General features: G+C 53.8%; 22 protein-coding genes and 1 pseudogene. 16 read left to right on the top strand and 7 right to left on the bottom strand.

The genetic code is table 11. The features are described 5' to 3' along the window. The first annotated feature begins 15 nt into the window (after positions 1-15). Together AC0KVQ_RS09455 and AC0KVQ_RS09450 are read left to right on the top strand one after the other, a co-directional pair. Complete coding sequence (locus AC0KVQ_RS09455; protein WP_473420903.1) at positions 16-1,344, top strand: NAD(P)/FAD-dependent oxidoreductase; 1,329 nt, start codon at positions 16-18, stop codon at positions 1,342-1,344. A gap of 12 nt (positions 1,345-1,356) precedes the next feature. Beyond that, entirely contained in the window at positions 1,357-1,692 is a 336-nt protein-coding gene (locus AC0KVQ_RS09450) for a hypothetical protein (RefSeq protein WP_473420902.1), read from the top strand. Positions 1,693-1,871: 179 nt separating this feature from the next. On the opposite strand, the gene AC0KVQ_RS09445 is transcribed toward AC0KVQ_RS09450, so the two are convergent. Both AC0KVQ_RS09445 and AC0KVQ_RS09440 read right to left on the bottom strand, forming a co-directional pair. After that, positions 1,872-3,092, bottom strand: a complete 1,221-nt coding sequence (locus tag AC0KVQ_RS09445) for a DUF2325 domain-containing protein (protein ID WP_473420901.1) — start codon at positions 3,090-3,092, stop codon at positions 1,872-1,874. After that, positions 3,080-3,358 carry a hypothetical protein gene (locus AC0KVQ_RS09440; RefSeq protein ID WP_473420900.1) on the bottom strand — a complete coding sequence of 93 codons (279 nt, stop codon included), beginning with the start codon at positions 3,356-3,358 and terminating at the stop codon, positions 3,080-3,082. Before AC0KVQ_RS09440 ends, AC0KVQ_RS09445 begins: the two co-directional genes overlap by 13 nt. A gap of 243 nt (positions 3,359-3,601) precedes the next feature. On the opposite strand from AC0KVQ_RS09440, the gene AC0KVQ_RS09435 reads away from it, so the two are divergent. From AC0KVQ_RS09435 to ftnA, 4 genes are read left to right on the top strand one after another with little or no spacing between them, the layout of a single operon-like run. Further along, a complete protein-coding gene (locus AC0KVQ_RS09435; protein ID WP_473420899.1) occupies positions 3,602-3,838 on the top strand; it encodes a FeoA family protein in 237 nt (78 codons plus the stop codon). 2 nt (positions 3,839-3,840) lie between these two features. Further along, entirely contained in the window at positions 3,841-6,189 is a 2,349-nt protein-coding gene (feoB, locus tag AC0KVQ_RS09430) for a Fe(2+) transporter permease subunit FeoB (RefSeq protein ID WP_473420898.1), read from the top strand. Continuing rightward, positions 6,186-6,458, top strand: coding sequence for a FeoC-like transcriptional regulator (locus tag AC0KVQ_RS09425; protein WP_473420897.1), 273 nt, complete (start codon positions 6,186-6,188; stop codon positions 6,456-6,458). The genes feoB and AC0KVQ_RS09425 overlap by 4 nt, the downstream gene beginning before the upstream one ends. After that, a complete protein-coding gene (gene ftnA, locus AC0KVQ_RS09420; protein WP_473420896.1) occupies positions 6,452-6,958 on the top strand; it encodes a non-heme ferritin in 507 nt (168 codons plus the stop codon). Before AC0KVQ_RS09425 ends, ftnA begins: the two co-directional genes overlap by 7 nt. 86 nt (positions 6,959-7,044) lie before the next feature. Here ftnA and AC0KVQ_RS09415 read toward each other — a convergent pair whose 3' ends face one another. Then, complete coding sequence (locus AC0KVQ_RS09415) at positions 7,045-8,688, bottom strand: electron transfer flavoprotein-ubiquinone oxidoreductase (RefSeq protein ID WP_473420895.1); 1,644 nt, start codon at positions 8,686-8,688, stop codon at positions 7,045-7,047. 457 nt (positions 8,689-9,145) lie between these two features. Between AC0KVQ_RS09415 and rlmD the strand changes: the two genes are divergently transcribed. Together rlmD and AC0KVQ_RS09405 are read left to right on the top strand one after the other, a co-directional pair. Then, positions 9,146-10,471: a 23S rRNA (uracil(1939)-C(5))-methyltransferase RlmD gene (gene rlmD, locus AC0KVQ_RS09410; RefSeq protein ID WP_473420894.1), complete on the top strand. Its 1,326-nt coding sequence runs from the start codon at positions 9,146-9,148 to the stop codon at positions 10,469-10,471. Positions 10,472-10,810: 339 nt separating this feature from the next. Continuing rightward, the gene (locus tag AC0KVQ_RS09405) at positions 10,811-11,647 is read left to right on the top strand and encodes a tyrosine-type recombinase/integrase (RefSeq protein ID WP_473420893.1); all 837 of its coding nucleotides are present in this window, start codon (positions 10,811-10,813) and stop codon (positions 11,645-11,647) included. Here the strand turns inward: AC0KVQ_RS09405 and AC0KVQ_RS09400 are convergent. From AC0KVQ_RS09400 to AC0KVQ_RS09390, 3 genes are all read right to left on the bottom strand, one after another. After that, entirely contained in the window at positions 11,607-12,539 is a 933-nt protein-coding gene (locus AC0KVQ_RS09400) for an IS5 family transposase (RefSeq protein WP_473420892.1), read from the bottom strand. The two genes, AC0KVQ_RS09405 and AC0KVQ_RS09400, sit on opposite strands and share 41 nt — an antisense overlap. A gap of 33 nt (positions 12,540-12,572) precedes the next feature. Continuing rightward, the gene (locus tag AC0KVQ_RS09395) at positions 12,573-13,136 is read right to left on the bottom strand and encodes a hypothetical protein (protein WP_473420891.1); all 564 of its coding nucleotides are present in this window, start codon (positions 13,134-13,136) and stop codon (positions 12,573-12,575) included. A 393-nt stretch (positions 13,137-13,529) separates the two neighbouring features. Next, positions 13,530-14,102 carry a recombinase family protein gene (locus tag AC0KVQ_RS09390; RefSeq protein ID WP_473420890.1) on the bottom strand — a complete coding sequence of 191 codons (573 nt, stop codon included), beginning with the start codon at positions 14,100-14,102 and terminating at the stop codon, positions 13,530-13,532. A gap of 367 nt (positions 14,103-14,469) precedes the next feature. Here AC0KVQ_RS09390 and AC0KVQ_RS09385 point away from each other — a divergent pair, with 367 nt between their 5' ends. The 3 genes from AC0KVQ_RS09385 to AC0KVQ_RS09375 all read left to right on the top strand — a co-directional run bounded on the left by AC0KVQ_RS09385 (position 14,470) and on the right by AC0KVQ_RS09375 (position 16,614). Continuing rightward, a complete protein-coding gene (locus AC0KVQ_RS09385) occupies positions 14,470-15,114 on the top strand; it encodes a hypothetical protein (RefSeq protein ID WP_473420889.1) in 645 nt (214 codons plus the stop codon). Positions 15,115-15,237: 123 nt separating this feature from the next. Beyond that, positions 15,238-15,924 carry a PDZ domain-containing protein gene (locus AC0KVQ_RS09380; protein ID WP_473420888.1) on the top strand — a complete coding sequence of 229 codons (687 nt, stop codon included), beginning with the start codon at positions 15,238-15,240 and terminating at the stop codon, positions 15,922-15,924. A 48-nt stretch (positions 15,925-15,972) separates the two neighbouring features. After that, positions 15,973-16,614 (top strand): hypothetical protein, encoded by a 642-nt coding sequence (locus AC0KVQ_RS09375; protein ID WP_473420887.1) that lies wholly within the window; start codon positions 15,973-15,975, stop codon positions 16,612-16,614. A 66-nt stretch (positions 16,615-16,680) separates the two neighbouring features. On the opposite strand, the gene AC0KVQ_RS09370 is transcribed toward AC0KVQ_RS09375, so the two are convergent. Beyond that, positions 16,681-16,929: a hypothetical protein gene (locus AC0KVQ_RS09370; protein ID WP_473420886.1), complete on the bottom strand. Its 249-nt coding sequence runs from the start codon at positions 16,927-16,929 to the stop codon at positions 16,681-16,683. A 196-nt stretch (positions 16,930-17,125) separates the two neighbouring features. On the opposite strand from AC0KVQ_RS09370, the pseudogene AC0KVQ_RS09365 reads away from it, so the two are divergent. The 5 genes and pseudogenes from AC0KVQ_RS09365 to aroA form a co-directional block, all read left to right on the top strand. After that, positions 17,126-17,272, top strand: a pseudogene (locus AC0KVQ_RS09365) (23S rRNA (uracil(1939)-C(5))-methyltransferase RlmD); the annotation flags it as partial. Positions 17,273-17,389: 117 nt separating this feature from the next. Then, entirely contained in the window at positions 17,390-18,310 is a 921-nt protein-coding gene (locus AC0KVQ_RS09360) for a branched-chain amino acid transaminase (RefSeq protein ID WP_473420885.1), read from the top strand. A 64-nt stretch (positions 18,311-18,374) separates the two neighbouring features. After that, the gene (locus tag AC0KVQ_RS09355) at positions 18,375-18,578 is read left to right on the top strand and encodes a zinc-finger domain-containing protein (RefSeq protein ID WP_473420884.1); all 204 of its coding nucleotides are present in this window, start codon (positions 18,375-18,377) and stop codon (positions 18,576-18,578) included. Positions 18,579-18,634: 56 nt separating this feature from the next. Continuing rightward, on the top strand, positions 18,635-19,657 hold the full coding sequence (waaF, locus tag AC0KVQ_RS09350; protein WP_473420883.1) for a lipopolysaccharide heptosyltransferase II: 1,023 nt from the start codon (positions 18,635-18,637) through the stop codon (positions 19,655-19,657). 5 nt (positions 19,658-19,662) lie between these two features. Further along, positions 19,663-20,958 (top strand): 3-phosphoshikimate 1-carboxyvinyltransferase, encoded by a 1,296-nt coding sequence (gene aroA / locus AC0KVQ_RS09345; protein ID WP_473420882.1) that lies wholly within the window; start codon positions 19,663-19,665, stop codon positions 20,956-20,958. The last annotated feature ends 25 nt before the right edge of the window (positions 20,959-20,983 follow it).

Raw genomic sequence — 20,983 nt, 5'->3', positions numbered from 1 at the left:
AAAGGAGGCGCCAACATGCTGTGTTCGGGATATTTCGACATCCATCGACGCGAATTTCTGCGCGTCGGATCCACAGCGCTGCTGGCAATTGGCGCCTCCTTGCCGCAAGAAGCAACAGCCCAGGAAAAAATCAGGACCAGTGCGCACATCCTGATCGTAGGCAGCGGCCTGGGTGGCATCGCCATCGCCAGTCGCTTGCAGCAAGGACTGGAGGGTGCGCGCATCACCCTGCTCGACCGCAAGGAAGAGCACAACTATCAGCCCGGCTATACCCTGGTAGGCACCGGCATCTGGCCAGTACACAAGGTGCGCGACCGTAACAGCGATTTCCAGCCTGCGGGCGTGCACTGGATCAAGGAAATGGCAGCGGGTTTTGATCCGCACAACAACACCGTCATCACCGACAGCGGCCAGCGCATCCGCTACGATTTTCTGGTCATCGCCAGCGGCGTTCATCTCGATTACGCCCAGATCGCCGGCATGGATCCGGCAGCCATCGGCCAGAACGGCCTGGCCAGCGTGTACTACGGACCGCAGGGCGCCGAGGCCACCTGGAAAGCCATGCAGGCCTTCTGCGAAAAAGGCGGGCAGGCGGTAATGACCCTGCCAGCCACCCCGCTCAAATGTGCCGGTGCCCCACTCAAAACCACGTTCATGCTGCGTGACCGCTTGAAGCAGTCTGGCCGGCTTTCACGCTCGACCGTCCACTTTTATTCCGCCCTCAAGAACGTATTCGGCGTACCGGTCATCCACGATACAGTGATCGAGCGCTGGCAGACACTGGGGATCGATGTGGACTACCAGCACAAACTGACCGCCATCGATATTCACGCCCGTCGTGCCTATTTCGCCAGGCCGGAAGGCGCAGATGCGGAAATTCCTTACGATTTCATTCATGTCGTGCCCCCCATGCGCGCACCGGATGCCATCAAGAACAGTCCATTGCCCTGGCAGGACGGGCCCATGGCGGCGGGTGGCTGGCTGGAGGTCGACAAATCGACCCTGCAGCATCGCCGCTTCCCCAACATCTTCGGCATTGGCGATATCAACGGCACCCCGCGCGGCAAGACCGCCGCGACCGTGAAAAAGAGCGCCCCGATCGTGGCCAATAACCTGATGGCAGTGATTGCCGGACGCCAGCCGGTGGAATCCTTTGATGGCTATACCTCCTGCCCGCTTTTGCTGCGCGAAGGATCGGCCCTGCTGATCGAGTTTGATTACGAAGGCAATCTCACGCCGTCGCTGCCGATGATCAACCCATTGCAGGAAAGCTGGTTTGCCTGGCTGATGAAGACCCAGTTGCTCAAGCCGGCCTACATTGCCGTGCTCAAGGGTCATGTGTAGAGGAGTATTGCCATGTATGAAATCTGGCTGGCTGGCAATATCGTTTATGAACTGGCCTGGCTCAACGGGCACTGGCTGGCAGCTTTGGGTGCCATGTGGCTGGTTTTATGGATGCTGGCATTGCGCGGTGGGCGCCCACGCCAATTTCTGCCAGTGCGGGCACTGATCGGCATCTGGCTGATTGGCACACTGGCGGGCATCGCCACCGTTCCCTTCCTGACCCACGCCAGTTTTTCGGATTTTGGCTATTGGGTGGACTGGGCCAATCTGTTTGCCATTGCCGCGGGTACAGGTGCGGCACTTGCGCTGTTTGCCTGGCCATTGCTGCTGACGATACGCCGACACTGATGCGAACTTAGAAACGGTTCGCAATCTTACTGTGAAGCCGTAATCGGGGCTCATGTACTGCTCAAAACACCCAAAAGGTGCTTTCTGCGAAGCGTCCTCATGCACTCCCTGTACATTCCGGTTTTTGCGCTGCGCTTCACCCCGCTGACGGCTTCTCGCCACAGATCGTGAACAGTTTCTTATTCATCGGGCATGTTGTTGCCTGAGGCCGCAACAAACAGGCTATTGAGCCCACCCAGAAAGGCGCTGACACTGGGTTTGCGTGTGTAAACACAGGGTTTGCCGCTTTTCTTGCACAGGTCCTTCACCAGCCAGTAGGCATTGTGGTTGACGCAGCCGGCCTGGCAGATCACGGCATCAGCACAGGCAATGCTGGATTCCAGGCGATGGAAACTTTCTTCCACGCCGCCATCGTGATGTACGAACTTCCCACCCATGCGCTCAACCATGCCGCGATAGATGTCGATGGTGCCAGTTCTGCCGCCTACGCACAGCACGCAGCGGCCAGACAAATTGCAATCCAGCGCGGGGGCATCCACCCCGGCCCGGGAATGATCCTGCGCCAGCAAGCGACCGATCGTCTGCTCCAGGCGGGCATTCTCGCGACGCATTTCATCCAGTTGCACGGTCAGCTCGGCGTTCACGATCGCCTGTTCGCGCAGGCGAGCTTCTGTCTGCAGCATGCGCTGCTGGACCGAGGCCAGCTCATGCAACAAGCGGGCCGGATGGGCAGTCTGCTCGGCAACAACGCTTAGCCGTTCCATTTCAGCCTGCACCCGCTGCAGATCCTCATTGCGCTGCTGCAACTGCTGACGCAAGTCATCGATCTGCGCGATCTTCTCGACGCGAAAGGCCGTCATGCGTTGCTGGATGGCAGCCAATTCTGTCGCAAGGCGCAGGTTTTCCTGCTCCAGTTTCTGCACATACCCCTGTTCCCGTCGCTGCATGCAACCAAGCTGGTGCTGCAGCATATGGATATCGGCATATACCAGTTGACTGACCATATCATCGCATTGCGGGTGTGACCAGGCAGCCCACAGCGCGCCGCGCACGTCCGGCCCCTGCAGTGACTCATGCCACAGTGCCAGCACATGCTCGGGCGTCTTGGCCATGCGAAAACGCTTGAGGATCAGGGCATATCGGCGTTCGAGTTCGCGTTGCAGCAATTCGGAAAATGGCGAGCGTTTTTCACATAAATGCACCGCAGTGACGTGCACCTCATAATCGCTGACACCCTTGGGCAGATCCATGCTGCGCACCAGCATCCGCCTTAACTCATCAACCTCGAAACACACCCCCACCAGCGAGCAGTAGCAGCGCTGCTCCAACTCCCACAGACGCCTGCGACGCGAGGATGCCGGGGCCTTGTGATGCTGGCAGGCTTCACTCAGGCTGCACATGACATCATCCCCATCCGGTAGCCGCCGGCAATTTCAGGTTGCACAGGCTGCTGCCAATCATCGCGCAGGCATTCGCACAATTCACGAAACTCGGGCGGAAGACTGCCATCCTGCTCCAGCAGGGTCAGCCAGGCCACCATCTTTTGCACATTGCGCGGATGCATTTTCTGCCCTTGTGCTGTCAGCAGGCTGCCATGCAACTGGAATAACAACTCGCCCAGCACATCAAAAACCGGCGAGGCCACTACATGATGGGATGCGGTCATGATACACTCCTCAAATGAGAATTATTCCTATTTAATTGCTTTGAGACATGCATTGTCAAGCGCTGTCAGCCCATATCAAACAAGTGATATTGATTCTCATCAGTATTCGGGCAGATACGAATCGATGCGCAAATGCGATTTGTTATCATTAAAACGAATTTGCAATGCCGTTGCTCTCTGGCAAAGAACTTGCTTGGAGTTAACCAAACTGTGCCGGGTATACACCCAAAGGGAGATCCAACCATGTCGAGCAAAACACTCGGACAATTACCGCAAGGCCAGAAAGCTGTCGTGACCGGCTTGCTGGCTGAATCGCGTCCTTTCCGACGCAAACTGCTGGCCATGGGCCTGACACCCGGTTGCGAAGTCGAAGTCGTACGCCTGGCACCACTGGGCGATCCGGTGGAAATCGCTCTGCGCGGTTTCCGTTTATGTTTGCGTCGCGCCGAAGCGGCTGGCGTCGGCGTGGAGGTACTCTGATCATGCGCGAACTGCACGTTGCCCTGCTCGGCAACCCCAATTGCGGCAAAACCACCCTGTTCAATGCCCTGACCGGCGCGCGGCAGCGCGTGGGCAACTGGCCCGGCGTAACGGTCGAAAAAAAAACCGGGCGCTTCACGCTGGACGAGCAAATCGTCAATGTCATCGACCTGCCCGGAACCTATGCGCTGGAATATGAAACACAGGGACTGTCCGAAGACGAGCGCATTGCACGCGATTACGCCCTGACAGGCGAGGCCGATCTGATCGTGAACGTGGTCGATGCCGCCAATCTGCAACGCAACCTGTACCTGACTTACCAACTGCTTGATCTTGGCCGGCCGGTGCTGGTTGTCCTGAACATGATGGATGCCGTATCGGCCAAGGGCGAGGAAATCGACCTTCCGGCCCTGCAGGCAGCACTGGGTTGCCCGGTCATCGGCATCACCGCCAGTCGCAGCAAGGGTATCGCCGACCTGAAGGCCACCCTGATCCAGGCAGGCACCAACCCGCGTCGTCCGGCAACGCCACAGACCTTGACCAGCCAGCATGCAGCGGATCTTTCGACCCTGGCCAACGCCTCGGCCAATCTGCAGCAACAAAGCCGCTGGCAATTGTTGGGATTGTTGCAAAACACACAATTGCACCTGGAATTGCATGGCCCGGAACAAGCAGCACTGTCCGCTTTGCAACAGAAATGGGGGGAGCCGTTTGATGGTGAACTGGACATCGCCATCGCCAGTGCCCGTTACGAAGCCATCGACCTGCTCTGCCAGCAAGCAATCAGTCGTCCCCGGCTGGCAGGCGAAGCACTGACCGGCAAGCTTGACGGCATTGCCCTGCACCGGATCTGGGGAATCCCGGTTTTTCTGGGGGCGATGTACCTGATGTTTCTGCTGTCGATCAATGTCGGCTCGGCCTTTATCGATTTCTTCGACATTCTGACCGGCACACTGCTGGTTGATGGCATGAGCGAGTTGCTTGGCAGCTTCGGCACACCCGAATGGCTGACCGTATTCATTGCCAATGGTATCGGTGGTGGCATCCAGACGGTATCGACCTTCATCCCCGTCATTGCCGCCATGTTCCTTTGCCTGTCGTTCCTGGAGGACTCTGGCTATCTGGCACGCGCTGCCATGGTGACCGATCGCGTCATGCACAAGCTGGGCCTGCCCGGCAAAGCCTTTGTGCCGATGCTGGTGGGATTCGGCTGCAACGTGCCGGCAATCATGGGTACCCGTACGCTGGATTCGGTGAGAGATCGCCTGCAGGCCATCATGATGATCCCCTACATGTCCTGCGGTGCCCGCTTGCCGGTCTACGCGCTGTTTGCAGCGGCCTTTTTCCCGACCAATGGCCAGAACGTGGTATTCGCCCTGTATCTGGCAGGCATTCTGGCCGCAGCAGCAACCGGACTGATCCTCAAGCACACGCTCCTGCCGGGCAAAGCCACGCCGTTCGTGATGGAGCTGCCCCCTTATCGCATGCCGACCCTGCAAAGCCTGCTGCTGCGCACCTGGGATAGGCTCAAGGCATTCATCATCAAGGCGGGCAAGGCCATTGTCGCAGTCGTGATGATTCTGAACGTGCTCAACTCGCTCGGAACCGATGGCAGTTTTGGCAATGAAGATACCGAAAAATCGATCCTTACCAGTGTCAGCCAGCATATTTCGGTGATCTTCGAACCCATGGGGGTCAGCCGCGAAAACTGGCCAGCCACTGTCGGCATCTTTACCGGCATCTTCGCCAAGGAAGCTGTGGTGGGAACGCTGGATACGCTCTATACCGGCATCGCCGCCAAGGGCAAGGATGATGCGGGAGCAGCCGAAGAAGAACAGGCATTCAGCTTGAGCGGGGGCATTCAGGAAGCCTTTGCCAGCATTCCTGCAGGGCTGGCCGATGTCGCCGGATCGCTGACCGACCCGCTGGGGCTGAGCCTGGGTGACGTGGAAGCAGGTGAAGCCGCTGGCGAGGTCAATACCGACACCTTCGGCATGATGCGCCAGATGTTTGGTTCCACGGCTGCCGCCATGGCTTATCTGCTGTTCGTGCTGCTTTACCTGCCCTGCGTAGCGGCCATGGGTGCGGTATATCGCGAATCCGGCCTGCGTTGGACCCTGCTGGTGGCAGCCTGGTCATTCAGTATGGCCTGGGGCAGCGGCACCGCCTGGTATCAGGCTGCGCAATTCGCCATATCGCCACTGAGTGCATCCGCCTGGCTCCTGGCACTGGCCACCCTGGCTAGCCTGGCCATTTTCTTGTTGCGCCGCGCTGGCCAACGCGGAGATATCAGCCAGATATCACCTGCTGCACCAGCCGCAGCTTGCACAAACGGAAGTTGTTGCCAATGATGAATCTCCTGCGCAGCTATCTGCAAAGCCATCCTTCGGTGAGTCTGGCGGAATTGAGCCGCCACTTTCACCAGCAGGAGGCGGTGATACAGGGCATGCTGTCGCATTGGGTCCGCAAGGGGCGCGTAGCGGTCATGCGCGCCGCCTGCGCGGATCACTGTGGTCAATGTGCCGGCGAGACCGAATGGTATCGCTGGCAGCAAAACCAGCGTCCCGTTATTCCACTCAAACCGGTACCGCCCACCCGCCAAGGAGAGCCAACATGCTGACGCCTTCAATGATTGAACGCCTGAACCACCAGATCAACCTTGAACAATTCTCATCCAATCTTTATCTGCAGATGAGCGCCTGGTGCGACCATCAGGGCTATACCGGCAGCGCCACCTTCTTGCGTGAACATGCTACGGAAGAACTCAAGCACATGTACAAGCTGTTCGATTATGTGTGCGAAACCGGTGCGCTGGCCACGCTGGGTGCGGTACCGGCAGCCCCCACCAGCTTTGCTTCGCTTGGCGAAGTATTCAAAATGACCTACGAGCATGAAATCAAGATCACGGCCGCGATCAACAAACTGGTATCGTTTGCGCTAACCGAAGAAGACTTCAGCACCTTCCAGTTCCTGCAGTGGTATGTCGCCGAACAGCATGAAGAAGAACGCCTGTTCAAGAGCATCCTCGACAAGATTGCCGTGATCGGGCTGGATGGCAAGGGCATCTATTTCCTCGACAAGGAAATCCGCAAACTGGCCGGACAAACCAGCGCTAGCTGATCGTTTCCATCATGGCATCCATGGGTTCCGGCACTGGCCTGAACCCATGGCGCAATCAATCAAACCCACCCTGCATTACACCCTTCTCACATCCCGCGGTAATTCGGACCACTGCCCCCCTCCGGCGGCATCCAGACAATATTCTGGCTGGGATCCTTGATGTCGCAAGCCTTGCAATGCAGACAGAACCCTGCGTGAATTCTCAATTGCGCCCGGCCATTGTCCTGCACCATTTCATACACCCCCGCCGGGCAGTAACGCGTTTCCGGCGCGGCGAAACGCGCCCAATTACGCGATTCGATCAACGCTGCATCCTGTATGCGCAGATGGCAGGGCTGGTTTTCGGCGTGCTGAACACCGGCCAGATAAAGCGATGAAGGACGGTCAAAGCTGATTTCGCCATCCGGCGCGGGATAATCGATCGGCAGCACCGTGCTGGCCACCTGCAAGGCTTCGTGGTCGGCACCTGCATGCGGCAATGTCCAGGGCGCATGAATCCCGCGCTGGCCAAGCCATAACTCGGCACCGGCCAGCATGCCGCCCATCACAGTGCCCATGCGGGAGAGCCACGGTTTGAAATTGCGCGCCGCCTGCAAATCCTGCCAGAAAGGCATCGCTGTCATGGCCTGCGGGTAGGGATCGAGCCGCAAGCCTGACTTGGCCGGATGCGCGGCAAACACGGTCTCGGCGGCGGCGATGCCGGACAACATTGCCGTATGGATACCCTTGGTACGCGCCACATCCAGCAGCCCTGCCGCACATCCGAGCAAAGCACCCCCCGGGAAAACCAGGTCAGGCAAGGACTGTATGCCACCGCAGGCCAGTGCCCGCGCGCCAAACCCCAGGCGTTCACCCCCCTGCAGCCATGCACGCAATGCCGGGTGCGTCTTGGCACGCTGAAATTCCGCGAAGGGATCCAGCCAAGGGTTGTGATAATCAAGATGCACGACCACACCCAGCGCGGCCATACCTTGCGGCAAGTGGTACATAAAAACGCCACCATGCGCCTGCCTGCCCAAGGGCCACCCTGCCGCATGCATCACCAGGCCTGGCTGATGGCGGGCCGGATCCAGCCGCCACAACTCTTTTAATCCCAAGGCATATTTTTGTGGCCTATCCGGTGGGCGCAACGCAAATACTTGTTCCAACTGGCGCGTCAGCGAGCCGCGGGCACCTTCAGCCACCAGAGTATGGCGGGCGCGAATGGCAACGCCGGGCGAAAAATCCGCGCGTGCCTGACCGTCTTGGTCTCGTCCCATATCACCGGTGAGCACGCCAACCAGCACATCGTTTTCCACAATCGGTTCGACGGCAGCGAAACCGGTCACGACGTCAATGCCCAGCGCCTCGGCTTCCCGCCCCAGCCACTGGCAAACCTCGCCAAGACTGGCCACGATCCCGCCGTGCTGACGCATGGCTGGCGGCAATGGCCACAGCGGCAATGACCAGGCTTTATCTTCACCCAGCACAAGCCACTGTTCCTTATCCACTTCGGCAAAGGCGAATCCCGCCTGCTCCCTCCAGGCCGGCAACAACGCATCCAGCCCGGCCGGATCGATCACGGCACCGGACAGAATGTGTGCACCGATCGTGGCACCCTTTTCCAGCACACAAACGCTGGGTGTGCGACCGCTGTCGCGATACAACTGCCCCAGGCGTACAGCCGCCGCCAAACCGGCCGGCCCGCCCCCCACAATCAATACGTCATATTCCAGTGTTTCACGTTCCATGCGTTTTTTCCGGCACCAGGGAGGTCAGACCGCATGACCAGAACAATGGACAGCAGCCCCCTCAAACATTACACAATGTTACATAAACAAACGGAACCAAAATCAAGACAACTCAAGCCCTGCAAGCTGGCCAACGCCCGTGACACGCCATGCAAAATGTAGTTTCCGTGAAAATTAACATCAACTTAAAGGTAACTAAACTACGCAAATAGTTGGACATCAATTTGAGTTGGGGTATAGTACGCCCATCACCCAGCTGCATGGGTGGTTGTACTGCAAGTTTGATTCTGCGGTTTACGCAAATCGAACCCTCTTCTCCTCCTCCTCGGCCCGATCGGCGTGAAAAGCGTGATCGGGCGTTTTTTTGCCCGCAGTAGCGACCAATGGGCGCGCCATGTACCCGACAGCAATGGTCGATCCCGGTATAATTGCCCCCTTTTCCCAGCACCAACCCGCCATGTCCACGCAAAAATATCCGCCGCGTCTTGCCCAGATTGAATCACTTGATTTCGAGGGCCACGGGGTGGCGCATATCGACGGCAAAACCATCTTCATCGATGGTGCACTGCCATTCGAAACCGTCGAATACTCGACCTACCGCAAGAAGCCCAACTTTGAAAATGCGCAAGCCGTTGCCATCCACAAAGAGAGCTTTGTACGCGCCACGCCGCGCTGTCCGCACTTCGGCGTATGCGGCGGCTGCTCGATGCAGCACATGGAATTCACAGCACAGGTCGCCGCCAAGCAGCGCGTGCTGGAAGAAAACCTCAAGCGCATCGGCAACGTGGAAACGCAAACCCTGCTGCCGGCAATCTACGGCCCGGCCTGGGGCTATCGTCACCGTGCCCGGCTCTCGGCCCGTTACGTCGCCAAAAAAGGCACGGTACTGGTCGGTTTCCACGAAAAACGCTCCAGCTTCATTGCCGACATGAGCGAGTGCCATATCCTGCCACCGCGAATATCTGCCCAGTTGCCAGCCCTGCGCGAACTGGTGATGCACTTGTCGATCCGCGAAAAAATGCCGCAGATCGAGCTTGCCGCCGGCGATCAGGTCGATGTCCTGGTGTTCCGCAATATGGAAGCCATCACCGCCGCCGACGAAGCGCTGTTCAAGGCCTATGCCGATCAATGGAACGTGCAGATCTGGCTGCAACCCAAAGGCCCGGATACAGCCTATCCGCTCTATCCGCTCGATGCCCCGGCGCTGACTTACCGCCTGCCGGAATACGGCGTGACCATGCCGTTCAAGCCGACCGAATTCACCCAGGTCAACCCGCACATCAACCGCGTGATGGTCGAACGCGCCATGCGCCTGCTTGATCCGCAACCGAGCGAGCGTATTGCCGACATGTTCTGCGGCCTGGGCAACTTCACCCTCCCGATCGCCCGCAGCGGTGCCTGGGTTCTGGGCATGGAAGGCAGCCAGCAACTGGTCGAGCGCGCCATGGAAAACGCGCAAAAGAACGGCCTGGGTGATCGCACCCAGTTCCAGATGGCCAACCTGTTCGAGATGACCGAACACTGGCTGGCGCAACTGGGCCAGTTCGACAAGATGTTGATCGACCCGCCACGCGATGGCGCCATGGAACTGTGCAAATCGATCCCGGAAATGAATGGCCCCAAACGTATCGTTTACGTTTCCTGCAATCCCGCCACGCTCGCGCGCGATGCCAACGTGCTGGTCAACGTCAAGGGCTACACGCTCAAGGCCGCCGGCGTGGTGAACATGTTTCCTCATACCGCTCACGTGGAGAGCATGGCGTGGTTTGAAAAGGAAGCGTGACTACTTGTTTATATTGAGTATTTAAAATAAATCAATTTAAGCACTCATGCTTCAGGGTAACCGCTAAAAACGCAATTTTCTGCAACGTACTGACCCAAAACTGACCCAGTTTTTGAGGATAGTATGCGAGCGTTTTTGTCGGAATCTCTGGTTAACCGCGTCAAAGCAAAACGATCTGATCGCACAGAAATACGTGACACCCAAATAGCGGGCTTCTGCTTGCGTGTTGGCAAGCGGAGGCTCGCATGGTGCTGGCATGGTCAGATCAACAACAAGGCATACCGGGTAAATCTTGGTGTATGGCCTACCACAACAGCCAATGCAGCAAGACAACAGTGCATGGCATGGCTGCATGAAAACGGACAAGGCATCTACACCTATGCGCCACCATCAGCGCCAACAAAGAAAGCCTGCCCTACGCTGCAGGAAGCCTATCAGCAATACATTGAACACAAACAGCTAAGAGAAACCACCCTCAAGACCTATGGCAAGCAGATGCGGCTATACCTACATACGCTGCATGACAAACAGCTTGATGCCCTCACCAGCAATGACATCCGCAAGCTATACGCCAGTCTTTGCAAAAGTACCTCAGCAGCCAAAGCTAACGGCTCACTGGGGTTGTTCAAGGCGATCTACAACTGGGCTAATGCAGTGCATGAATTGTCTTTGCCTGACATTTTCCGGGTGCTTGTGGTATCAGGTGAAAAGCAGGCCACCCCCAAACGCGATGATGTACTGACAGAAAGCCAGATCAACTTACTTGGCAAAGCCATGCCTGATCTGTTTATCCAGCACCAGCAATTTATCCTGCTTGGTTTGATGACTGGTTTTCGTATAGGGGAGCTGGCGCAGGTCACTCCGAGCAGCATAGACAACAAAGCAAAGATCATCACCTTGCACACTACCAAGAATGGCCGCAAACACACCTTGCCGCTATCTACAGCCTTGGAATCCGTTATACAACCCATGTGCGAAGGAAAAGCGCCTACAGCGCCTTTATTCAGCCAAGGGATACGCAATCACGCCAGCATTATTAGCAAAGCAACGGGCATAGCATTCTCAGCCCACACTATGCGCAGGCTTTGTTGCATAACTCCGTTGGGGTCTGAGTTACCCCAAACCCCAGACGGATTTATGCCACGCGCTCGGTCACCGGCGTACCGAGCTGCGTAAACTGGTTCAGCAGCGCTGCGCGTACTTGTAACTCTGCAACCTGACGATCAAAGTCTCGCGCCATGACTCGTTCACCCAGCAGCTTGAAGCAACGCATCTTGGTTTCCACCAAACTTCGTCGGTGATAGCCACTCCACTTTTTCCAGAGAGTCCGACCGAGGTGGCGTGTCGCTCGCAAAGTCTCGTTACGCACTCTGGCGCCTGACGTATTCTCTTTCCAGGGCTGTCCGTTTTTACGTGTGGGAATAATGGCGGCCGCGTTTCGCGCAGCAATAGCGGCATGACAACCCTTGGTGTCATAGGCACCATCACCACTGACAGTGGCGATGGCTTCATCGGGCGGAATTTGCATCAGCAATTCAGGCAGCATGGGTGCATCACCCACAGAGCTGCTGGTCACTTCGATCGCACGGATTTCCAGGGTTTGGGCATCCACCCCGATATGGACTTTGCGCCACTGTCGACGATAGTCGGCACCATGCTTTTTACGCTTCCATTCGCCTTCACCCAGCATCTTGATGCCGGTGCTATCGACCAACAGATGTAACCCTTCGCTGCTGGGCCGATACGGAATTGAGACGTTCAGCGATTTCTGCCGACGGGATACCGTACTGAAGTCCGGTACCGGCCAATCCAATCCGGCCTGCTTTAACAGGCTTTCGACCATACCAATGCTCTGCCGCAGCGGCAGGCCAAACAGGCATTTGATACTGAGGCAAAACTGGATGGCGGCATCGGAGAAGGTCTGGGAGCGGCCACGTTTGCCGCCCTTGGCGGCAAACCATGCCATGTCTCTATCGAACCAGATCAGCAAAGAGCCGCGTGCCTTCAGTGCTGCATTGTATGCGGACCAATTGGTGGTGCGGTACTTCGGTGGGGCAGGCTTGGTCATCGGGAACTGGAGGTCTGGCTTGGAGGGACAGACTCAAGCAGCTACCGTGCCTGATTTATGCAACAAAGCCACAGCGGTATATCCTTTTGCTTTAGCAGACTTACTAAAGAAAATATTAATTTCTTGTGGAACAAAGCAACAAGCCTTGGCCGTATATACATTATTGCCAGGGATAAGTATGTCATGATTCAAGCAAAAGTTTTTCCCATTGCGATCTTTCTGGGTGCTTCCTTTTTGTGTCGCAGCCCACTCACAAAAAACATTTAAACATTTAAAGTCATCACCAACGGAGCATTCCAAATACCCAGAAAATCTTTTATATTTAGTAAGACACCCACCATATACACGATCAAGCATAGATGCCCATATTTTATAAAAATCGCTTTCCGAAAAATAAGGCCCTTCACCTCTATAACCAACACCACACACCGTTGCTTTGTATGGATCATTTTTGTTTGTTCTTTTTTTCCTTATTTTTACTTCAGATACCCCACCTCCATCACTTATCAAATCATCAAAATTTTGCGCAGGAAACAGCAAGGGAATACAATTTACGAATAATTCATCTCCAACAATACTCAATTTATAATTTTCCAACTTTTTTCCTTTATTAAAAATTTATGAGGTATTTAGTATCCTTAAAGTTAATCATGGAATAGCATAGGCGTAAAAATAGCCGCTAATGCGGCTTCGGCTAGAACCATTAAAAAATAATTTTTAATTAAAACACCATCAACTTCCTCGCTAATTTACGGAGACATCCAGATGAAAAATTTACCTACCTGAAAATTAAATTCCGCAGATATATAAATTTTTCGATCTATTTACATTATAACATAATCACCGTATAAATTTCAAGCTTTCTTACTAATTTCTTTCTTTAAAATTAAGATAACCTTCTCTGCGCACTCGGTCAAGCAACTATCCACGGCGATAGGCCAAGGAAACAGGATTTTCAAAATATCAATGTAAATCAATACACTAAAGAAGCTATGACAAAATTCGTTGCACAGTTCCGGCGCTTAATCCACATTGCTTAGCAGCCTCTCTAATGCTCCAAACACCTGCTGAAACATTTTGCTTAATCAGCAATGCCTGCTCATCTGTGTAGGTCGGTTTGCGTCCTAGCTTCTTCCCTTCGGCCTTGGCACGTTCCAAACCAGCCTGAGTGCGTTCAACCAACAGGTCACGCTCAAACTCAGCCACAGCACTTAATACGCTCATAGTCATCCGTCCTGCGGCACTGGTTAAGTCCATGCCACCCAAGGCAAGGCAATGCACCTTCACGCCCATCTGCGCCAGCATGGCTACTGTTGCTAAAACGTCACTTGTATTTCTTCCAAGCCGATCAAGCTTTGTGACAATCAAAACGTCACCTTCATCAAGCTTTTCATACATACGCTTGAACTCAGGTCGATCTAGTGCTGGAATTTTGCCGCTGATAGATTCAGAATAAACATGACGCGCTGCAACACTGAACCCAGCCGATGCAATTTCAAGCACTTGGTTCTCTGTTGTTTGTGTCTGTGTGCTAACGCGGCAGTAGGCGAAAGTGCGTGACATGATGCTGGCTCCAATATCGTATCGAATACCCGTATCATAATACAAAGTGTATCATAATTCAATCAGTATATTTTCGATACACTTTTTTAAGGCTTGCAAAGCCGTATCACAATCGGTCATATTCGATACTCGAATAGTAACGTTTGCAAGCTTCTCTAATTTAAAGATTAGACGGCTTACAAACAGTCTACCCAGTGCTGAAGATGGGTTTAACAGCATAAAATTGGATAGACAAAAATAGAAATAAAGAAAATTCAGCAAATTAAACAAAACAATATCAATAACTATAAAATAACCCCCATATGAATATCAAAAAAACTGGAGTCACACTAATGAAAATTAAGATTTTTTTATTACAACCATATCCATGATTGCAATATCTGCATTTGCACAAGAGCAACAAAAGTTCAAAAATTCAGCAAAACAGGCCAAGATAGAAACTCCGACCATTCAGTCGACTGGGCCTACTGGATTTGGTCCATTCAAACTAGGAATGACTAGAGAAAACATAGAATCCTTGCCAACCACAGGCGACATACACATCGAAGGACAATTAACCATAGCTAAGAATAATAGTCCCAATCTTTATGATGAGTTACTCCAAGGCCAAATTACTACGCCGTTTTCAGACACATCCATCAGGACTTACTTTGGATTCAAGAATGGCATACTTATTTCTCTAAATTTTGGACTAAACGAATTAACGATAGGCAAAGTTATATCACAAATAACGGAAAAATACGGACCCGGTGAAAACATCAATAACAGAAAAGAGGAACAGTGTATTTATCGTAATGGCGCAAACTTCAAAATTACCACCGGCGAAATTAATAAAATTTGGCTTCAACCATTCTCACAAACAGAAAATATTAAAACCGTAATTTCAGATGATATTTATGATAGTTGCCCACCAAGCCTCAATAGCCCAAGAACTTCTCCACTGCTTATAAAAACCGTATTAATTAAAATTACTCCGACAGAAAAAGAGTTAAGCCATATAAATCCATTTTAACTTCAAGACACATCGAAACAACACTTTTAAAAATAAAGCCAACTTAAAATCAATGGACTACGGTATCCACTTCATGGAAACAGGTTTATTTGAGGCAAAAAAATAATATTAAAAAGGGAAAACATGAGATCTTTAAATTTTATTATTATTCCTGCCATTGCTATTGTATTAATTGGCTGTGCAACCACTCAAGAACGCATGGACGCACAAAGAAAGATCAATGAAACTGTCCCCGCATGCAGAAACACAAAGCAATGTGAAGCCGCATGGTCTGCCGCTCGGACTTGGATAAACAACAACTGCGGCATGAAAATTCAAAACATTAGTGATTCATTTATTGAAACATACAATCCAATGCCTGAATCTCCAAGAATAGCATGTAGAGCCACTAAAAACCCCATACCCAATGGCACATACACCATAGGAATGCGAGTCTGGTGTAACAATCTATTTGGCTGCGTCCCAGACTCATACGAAGCAATTCTTGCATTTAATCAATATGTATCACATAGCGCTGAGCCATATGAACCACTTAAAATAGGCATACAATCCACCCCTATAAATAAAGCTGGCGAACAAACAAGAATAATCGCCGAATCTATAGGGGTTAGAATTATAGCGATTGAGAACAATAGCCGCGCACAAAATTCAGGAATCACACAATACGATACACTAATAAGAATGGGTGACAAAAAAATTAAATCAGGGCAAGATATTAATGATTTCATGGCGAGCGTTAGCGCTGGCGACTCCATCCCAATTGAAATCATCCGCCACGGCGAAAACATCAAACTGAAATTAGATTTCTAATACAATTAGAAATACACCCTACAAATTAACCACACAAAGACAATCAAAGTGAAAAAGATAATACTCGCAACCATCTCAGCAATTACCTTGTCAGGATGTGCGCCAATGGTAGTGGACCTATCAGGCTCAGAGCGTCTAGTTAGTCGCCAACCTCAAAACAATGAACACTATGATTACAAGCTAGTCGTATTAAACAACGCATCCGAAAAAGATCACAACCAAAGACTCTTTGGAACAAGCACATTTAGAATGATGACTGAAGAAAAGCCAAAGGATACTCTAGAGAAAGATATTAAAAAGTTCTTCGGGCAATTAACGGATAGGCAAGATAACGAGAAAAGAATAGTTGCCCGCATCGAAAATGCCGACGCCTACTGGAAGAATCCCGGAGTTAACACAATACCATTTGTCGGCTTGATTACCACCTTTGCGGTCAATTACCCATTCACCTTTGATATTAGCGCAATATTTGAAGTCGAAGAAAACGGTCAAGTCTTAAAAACCTATCCGTTTACCAGAAAAATAGAAATAGCCGACGGAAGCGCCTTAACACCAACAACAATTGAAGAATCATATAAACGACTTATCGAAAAATATAGACTAGTAATGTTTGACACACTCGAGAAAGAATTTATTCCACGTTATCTAAGCAAGCAACCATCCATAAAAACATCTTCAGCCTCAAACTAGAAAATCCGTAATTACTAAAAACTTAACACAAAATAAAATAAAGCCCCATCTTATGGGGCTTTATTTTCACAATAAACTTTTCATATTGTCGCAGCATTGAGCAAACTGATATCTTGCTGCACTAGGAAAAACATCCGTTTGTTTGGGGTCAATATTTCCTGACTCCACTATTTCTATAAATTTTTTCCTATCAATACCATGCATAGCTCCCAGCAAGTCGATTGCATATGCGCAAAACATAGACAAGCCGTTTAACCTCCCCTGCAGCACCAACAATTCAGCTTCAAGTTCTTCTCGGGTCAGATGCGACGACATGATCAACTCCTTGGGGTTTGAGGAAAACACAGTCATTGCTTTATAGCACTCGGCTGACCCAATCCTGACCCAATTTCCACGGCATCAGATCATAGTGTTACCTTGAACAAGCTAGGATTTGGTATCATTAGCCATTATGGTTTGTTTCGTTGCAACAAATTAACCATTTGATTTTTAATGGTTAATTTGAAATTGCGTAGCAATTTACCCCGCCACGCTCGCGCGCGATGCCAACGTGCTGGTCAACGTCAAGGGCTACACGCTCAAGGCCGCCGGCGTGGTGAACATGTTCCCGCATACCGCGCATGTGGAAAGCATGGCGTGGTTTGAAAAGGAAGCGTGACGCAGGAATATACTGACAGCCGGGTTTTCCCGTATGCGAGGCCTTTGGGCTACAATTCCGCAATTAGGACAATTAACCAGACCCATTTGTGATTGTAAAAATCAAGGAGAAAACAAGATGTCGATGGCGGATCGTGACGGCGTAATCTGGTATGACGGCAAACTGGTGCCATGGCGTGAAGCCACCACCCACGTGCTCACGCACACCCTGCACTATGGCATGGGCGTATTCGAAGGCGTGCGCGCCTACGAAACCCCGAAAGGCACTGCAATCTATCGCCTGCAGGACCACACCGATCGCCTGTTCCGTTCGGCCCACATCCTCGGCATGAAGCTGCCATTCTCCAGGGATGAACTCAACGAAGCCCAGCGCACCGTGGTACGTGAAAACGGCCTGAAATCCTGCTACCTGCGTCCGATGGCCTTCTATGGCTCGGAAAAGCTGGGCATCGCGCCACCGCAAAAAGATGTGCATGTAATCGTCGCAGCCTGGCCGTGGGGTGCCTACCTTGGCGCCGAGGGCATGGAAAAGGGCATTCGCGTCAAGACTTCGAGCTTCACGCGTCATCATGTCAACATCACCATGTGCAAGGCCAAGGCCAACGGCAATTACATGAACTCGATCCTGGCGCACGAAGAAGCCGCCGCCGATGGCTACGACGAAGCCCTGCTACTGGACGTGGAAGGTTATGTTGCCGAAGGTGCGGGCGAGAACATCTTCGTGATCCGCAACGGCAAGGTTTATACCCCGGATCTGACTTCCTGCCTGGATGGCATCACCCGCAACACGATTTTCCAGATCGTGAAGGAAATGGGTCTGGAACTGATCGAGAAGCGCATCACGCGTGATGAAGTCTACGTGGCCGACGAAGCCTTCTTTACCGGCACAGCCGCCGAAGTCACGCCGATTCGCGAACTCGACCGCCGCCAGATTGGCGAAGGCCGGCGCGGCCCGATCACGACCGAAGTCCAGCGACGCTACTTCGATATCGTGCAGGGGCGCGATGACAAGCACGCCGACTGGCTGGCCCTGGTCTGACCGACAAGAACCAGCTCAATAGGCAGGCGACCGACGTCGCCTGCCGCCACCGGAGATCACGATAATGACTGCACTCAAAGAAAATACGCAGCGCGAAATCGAAGTCACGGCAGCCGATCTGCCTTTGCATTGCCCGATGCCCGACATGGTGAAATGGAACAGCCACCCGCGCGTGTTTCTGGATATTGCCAGTACTGGCGAGGCGCTTTGCCCTTACTGCGGCACGAAATACCGGCTGAAGGCAGGCGAAGTCATCAAGCAGCATTGAGTGACCGATTCGCATGAACAAAGCGGCCTTGTGCCGCTTTGCATTTTTGGAACCCGATGAAAAAAATTCTGATCGTCGCGCCGGCCTGGATTGGCGATGCCGTGATGGCGCAACCGCTCTATCAACGCCTGCATGCGCGTTATCCGGGCTTGAAACTCGATATCCTCGCCCCGGCCTGGACACGTGCGGTACATGCACGCATGCCGGAAGTCAGTGAGACATTCGACAACCCGTTCGGCCATGGCGAGCTGAAGCTCGGCGCGCGCTGGCACCTTGGCCGCGAGCTCAAGCAACGTGGTTACGATCAGGCGATTGTGCTACCCAATTCGCTGAAGTCCGCGCTGATTCCGTTTTTTGCCGGTATCAGAAAACGCACCGGCTTCGTGGGCGAAATGCGTTATGGCCTGCTCAATGATGCACGCCTGCTCGATCCGCAATGCCTGCCCAAGATGGTCGAACGCTTTGCCGCGCTGGGCGAAGATGCCGACCAGCCGATCACGCGCCCGATACCCTACCCACGCCTGATCGTCGACATTACCGCGCGCAATGAAACCCTGCAGACACTGGGATTGAATGCCGAGCGCCCGATGGTGGCATTCTGCCCTGGTGCGGAATACGGCCCGGCCAAGCGCTGGCCCGTGCAGCATGCTGCCGAACTGGCGCGCGAATTGCTGGCTGACAACAAGCAGGTGTGGCTGTTCGGTTCGGCCAAGGATGCGGCAGTGGCCGAAGAAATCGTCACCCTCGCACCGGGCGCCATCAACCTGTGCGGCAAAACCAGTCTCGGTACGGCCATCGACCTGCTCTCGCTGGCAGCGGCGGTCGTCACTAATGATTCCGGCCTGATGCATGTCGCTGCGGCGCTCGGCCGGCCGATTGCCGCCACTTACGGGTCCAGCTCGCCGCAATTCACACCGCCATTGTCCGACCAAGCCCGCATCATCACGCTTGATCTGCCCTGCAGCCCGTGCTTCAAACGCACCTGCCCGCTCGGGCATCTGGATTGTCTGAACAAACTGGGGCCGGAGCGTGTGAAAAGTGCGCTCAACGACCTCGCTCCTGAATTATTTACCAGGTGATTTGCATGGAATACCTCGACCTCGCCCCGATTTCCCACATCAATGGCACCGTGGTGCTGCCCGGCTCCAAGAGCATTTCCAACCGCATTCTGCTGCTGGCGGCGCTCGCGCAAGGCACCACCGAAGTCAAAGGACTGCTGGCCTCCGACGACACCCTGCGCATGCTCGAAGCGCTGCAAACGCTTGGGGTGAACTGGGTGCAGCAAGGCAACTCGCGCGACTTCACTGTGCCCGGCATCGGTGGCCTGTTTCCGGTCAAGGAGGCCGGCCTGTTCTTGGGCAACGCCGGCACCGCTTTCCGCCCTCTGACTGCCGCGCTGGCACTGGCCGGCGGCAGCTATCAGATGCGCGGTGTACCACGCATGCACGAGCGCCCGATCGGCGATCTGGTCGATGCGCTGCGTGCGGTCGGCGCGGATATCACCTATCTGGGCAATGAAGGCTTCCCGCCGCTTTCGATCAAGCCCGCCCGGATCGAAGCCGGCCGGCGCGTGCCGGTCAAGGGGAATGTCTCCAGCCAGTTCCTGACTGCCTTGCTGATGGCGCTGCCGCTGACAGGTGAAGACGTAACCATCGAAGTCGTGGGCGAGCTAATTTCCAAGCCCTATATCGAAATCACGCTGAACCTGATGGCCAAGTTCGGTGTGAAGGTCGAGCGCCGCGAATGGCGTGAATTCTTTATCCCCGGCGGCCAGACCTATGTGAGCCCCGGCGTGATCCATGTGGAAGGCGATGCCTCTTCCGCTTCCTACTTCCTCGCAGCCGGTGCAATCGGCGGTGGCGTAGTACGCGTGGAAGGCGTGGGGGCCGAGAGCATTCAGGGCGACAAACGCTTTGCCGAAACTCTGGAACAAATGGGAGCACGGATCACTTGGGGCGCGAACCATATCGAGGCGGCACCACCGGCATCGGGCAAGCTCAAGGCGCTTGATGTTGACCTGAACCACATTCCGGATGCGGCCATGACCATCGCCATCGCAGCACTGTTTGCCGAGGGAACGACCACGATCCGCAATATCGAAAGCTGGCGAGTGAAGGAAACCGATCGCCTTTCCGCCATGGCAACCGAGTTGCGCAAGGTCGGCGCCACGGTCGAGGAGGGCCAGGATTTCATCCGCGTCACTCCGCCAGCGCAGCTCACCCCGCATGCTGCGATCGGCACCTACGACGATCACCGCATGGCAATGTGCTTCTCGCTGGTAGCACTCGGCGGTGTACCCGTCCGCATTCTGGACCCGGGCTGTACGGCCAAGACTTTCCCGACCTACTTCGACGAACTGGCGCGTATTTCCACACGCTGAATTGCAAACCCAGCCGGCGGCAAAG

The organism is Formivibrio sp. oc-25 (assembly GCF_055810895.1).
This window is presented reverse-complemented; position numbering and strand designations above follow the sequence as displayed.

Coding starts and splice junctions, on each gene's coding strand:
- AC0KVQ_RS09455 (WP_473420903.1), top strand. CDS start 16: ATGCTGTGTTCGGGATATTTCGACATCCATCGACGCGAATTTCTGCGC.
- AC0KVQ_RS09450 (WP_473420902.1), top strand. CDS start 1,357: ATGTATGAAATCTGGCTGGCTGGCAATATCGTTTATGAACTGGCCTGG.
- AC0KVQ_RS09445 (WP_473420901.1), bottom strand. CDS start 3,092: ATGTGCAGCCTGAGTGAAGCCTGCCAGCATCACAAGGCCCCGGCATCC.
- AC0KVQ_RS09440 (WP_473420900.1), bottom strand. CDS start 3,358: ATGACCGCATCCCATCATGTAGTGGCCTCGCCGGTTTTTGATGTGCTG.
- AC0KVQ_RS09435 (WP_473420899.1), top strand. CDS start 3,602: ATGTCGAGCAAAACACTCGGACAATTACCGCAAGGCCAGAAAGCTGTC.
- feoB (WP_473420898.1), top strand. CDS start 3,841: ATGCGCGAACTGCACGTTGCCCTGCTCGGCAACCCCAATTGCGGCAAA.
- AC0KVQ_RS09425 (WP_473420897.1), top strand. CDS start 6,186: ATGATGAATCTCCTGCGCAGCTATCTGCAAAGCCATCCTTCGGTGAGT.
- ftnA (WP_473420896.1), top strand. CDS start 6,452: ATGCTGACGCCTTCAATGATTGAACGCCTGAACCACCAGATCAACCTT.
- AC0KVQ_RS09415 (WP_473420895.1), bottom strand. CDS start 8,688: ATGGAACGTGAAACACTGGAATATGACGTATTGATTGTGGGGGGCGGG.
- rlmD (WP_473420894.1), top strand. CDS start 9,146: ATGTCCACGCAAAAATATCCGCCGCGTCTTGCCCAGATTGAATCACTT.
- AC0KVQ_RS09405 (WP_473420893.1), top strand. CDS start 10,811: ATGGCATGGCTGCATGAAAACGGACAAGGCATCTACACCTATGCGCCA.
- AC0KVQ_RS09400 (WP_473420892.1), bottom strand. CDS start 12,539: ATGACCAAGCCTGCCCCACCGAAGTACCGCACCACCAATTGGTCCGCA.
- AC0KVQ_RS09390 (WP_473420890.1), bottom strand. CDS start 14,102: ATGTCACGCACTTTCGCCTACTGCCGCGTTAGCACACAGACACAAACA.
- AC0KVQ_RS09385 (WP_473420889.1), top strand. CDS start 14,470: ATGATTGCAATATCTGCATTTGCACAAGAGCAACAAAAGTTCAAAAAT.
- AC0KVQ_RS09380 (WP_473420888.1), top strand. CDS start 15,238: ATGAGATCTTTAAATTTTATTATTATTCCTGCCATTGCTATTGTATTA.
- AC0KVQ_RS09370 (WP_473420886.1), bottom strand. CDS start 16,929: ATGTCGTCGCATCTGACCCGAGAAGAACTTGAAGCTGAATTGTTGGTG.
- AC0KVQ_RS09360 (WP_473420885.1), top strand. CDS start 17,390: ATGTCGATGGCGGATCGTGACGGCGTAATCTGGTATGACGGCAAACTG.
- AC0KVQ_RS09355 (WP_473420884.1), top strand. CDS start 18,375: ATGACTGCACTCAAAGAAAATACGCAGCGCGAAATCGAAGTCACGGCA.
- waaF (WP_473420883.1), top strand. CDS start 18,635: ATGAAAAAAATTCTGATCGTCGCGCCGGCCTGGATTGGCGATGCCGTG.
- aroA (WP_473420882.1), top strand. CDS start 19,663: ATGGAATACCTCGACCTCGCCCCGATTTCCCACATCAATGGCACCGTG.